The organism is Rhodoblastus sp., from assembly GCF_041915505.1.
Classification (GTDB): Bacteria; Pseudomonadota; Alphaproteobacteria; order Rhizobiales; family Beijerinckiaceae; genus Rhodoblastus.
Genome location: NZ_JAYSBG010000417.1, coordinates 1,128 through 2,754 on the forward strand (window position 1 = coordinate 1,128; position 1,627 = coordinate 2,754).

1 protein-coding gene and 1 pseudogene are annotated in these 1,627 nt (G+C 67.9%); both read right to left on the reverse strand.

Annotation, left to right across the window (positions count from 1 at the left end):
* Positions 1–72 (reverse strand): annotated as a pseudogene (locus ACE3S9_RS17910) ((d)CMP kinase); the annotation flags it as partial.
* Positions 72–1,412, reverse strand: coding sequence for a 3-phosphoshikimate 1-carboxyvinyltransferase (aroA, locus tag ACE3S9_RS17915; RefSeq protein ID WP_374547836.1), 1,341 nt, complete (start codon positions 1,410–1,412; stop codon positions 72–74). The gene aroA and the pseudogene ACE3S9_RS17910, both read right to left, overlap by 1 nt.
* Positions 1,413–1,627 lie beyond the last annotated feature (215 nt).

Below are 1,627 nucleotides of genomic sequence, written 5' to 3' on the forward strand. Positions count from 1 at the left end.
GAAATGGGCGGCGAGCCGCCGCGCGATAGTGCCCTTGCCGGAGGCGGCGGGTCCGTCAATGGCGATGAGCATCAGGAAAATTCCGCGCCGAGCTGCGCCATCAGCGGCCGGAAGGTCGGGAAGGAGGTGGCGATCATGGTCTCGTCGTCCACCGTCACCGGCCTGTCGGAAGCGAGGCCCATGACGAGGAAACTCATCGCGAGGCGATGGTCGAGATGGGTCTCGACCAGCCCGCCGCCGGGACAGGATCCGGAGCCGCCCTCGACGATCAAGTCGTCGCCTTCGATCGTCGCCTTGACGCCATTGGCGACGAGGCCGGCGGCGGTGGCGGCGAGGCGGTCGGATTCCTTCACTCGCAATTCGTGCAGGCCGTTCATCCGGGTGATTCCGCGCGCAAAAGCCGCGACGACCGCGAGGATGAGATATTCGTCGATCATGGCCGGCGCGCGCGCGGCGGGGACATCGACCCCTGTCAACTCGCTGTGACGAACGCGCAGATCAGCGACCTCCTCGCCGCCTTCCTCGCGGCGGTCGAGAATGTCGATCCGCGCGCCCATTTCCAGCAAAGTGGTGAGGAATCCGGCGCGGAGCGGGTTCATCATCACGCCTTCGACGACAATGTCCGATCCCTTCGCCAGCACGGCGGCCGCGATGATGAACGCCGCCGAGGACGGATCGACCGGCACGACGATCGGGCGCGGCGACAAGTCCGGGCGGCCGTCGAGCGTGATCTTGCGGCCATGTTCGCCATGAGGCTCGGAAGTCAGGCGCGCGCCGAAATAGGCCAGCATTTTCTCGGTATGGTCGCGGCTCGCCTCGCTCTCGATCACCGTGGTGCGGCCGAGCGCATTGAGGCCCGCGAGCAGGACCGCCGATTTGATCTGCGCCGAGGCGACCGGCGTGCGATATTCGATCGGCGCCGGCTCGGACGTTCCCTTCAACAGGATCGGGCAGCGGCCGCCCTCGGCCTGTTCGAGCACCTGCGCGCCCATGAGGACCAGCGGATCGAGAATGCGCCGCATCGGGCGCTTGCGCAAAGAGGCGTCGCCGTCGAAACGGGCCGTGATCCCATGGCCGGCGACGAGGCCCATCATCAGCCGCGAGCCGGTGCCGGCATTGCCGAAATCCAACGTCTCCGTCGGCTGCAGGATCGAGCCGAGGCCCATGCCGCGAATGGACCACTCGCCCTCGCCGAGCCGCTCAATTTTCGCGCCGAGCTGGGCGCAGGCGCGCGCGGTGTTCAGCACGTCCTCGCCTTCGAGCAGGCCGGTCATGCGGGTCTCGCCGACCGTGAGCAGACCGAGCAGGAAGGCGCGGTGGGAAATGCTCTTGTCGCCGGGCGGGCGGACGCGGCCGCGCAAGGGGCCGCAGGCTTTGGCGGTAAGGGGTCTGGCGGGCGCGGAATGAGACATGGTCACGGACTGGGCAAGGTTGGCGGCCGTCGGCCGGATCAGCGCAGGGCTTTGTCGATCTGCGGCAGGATGGTCTGGTTCAGGGCCTCTTCGGTGATCGGCCCGGTATATTTGAAGGCGATGGTCCCGTCGCCCCGGATGATGAAGGTTTCCGGCACGCCGGTCAGGCCCCAGTCGATGCCGGTCCGGCCGCTGGAATCCTCGCCGATCGCCGC

What these genes read in the sequence shown, in the direction of transcription:
- aroA (WP_374547836.1), bottom strand. Translation starts at nt 1,412, where the DNA reads ATGTCTCATTCCGCGCCCGCCAGACCCCTTACCGCCAAAGCCTGCGGC.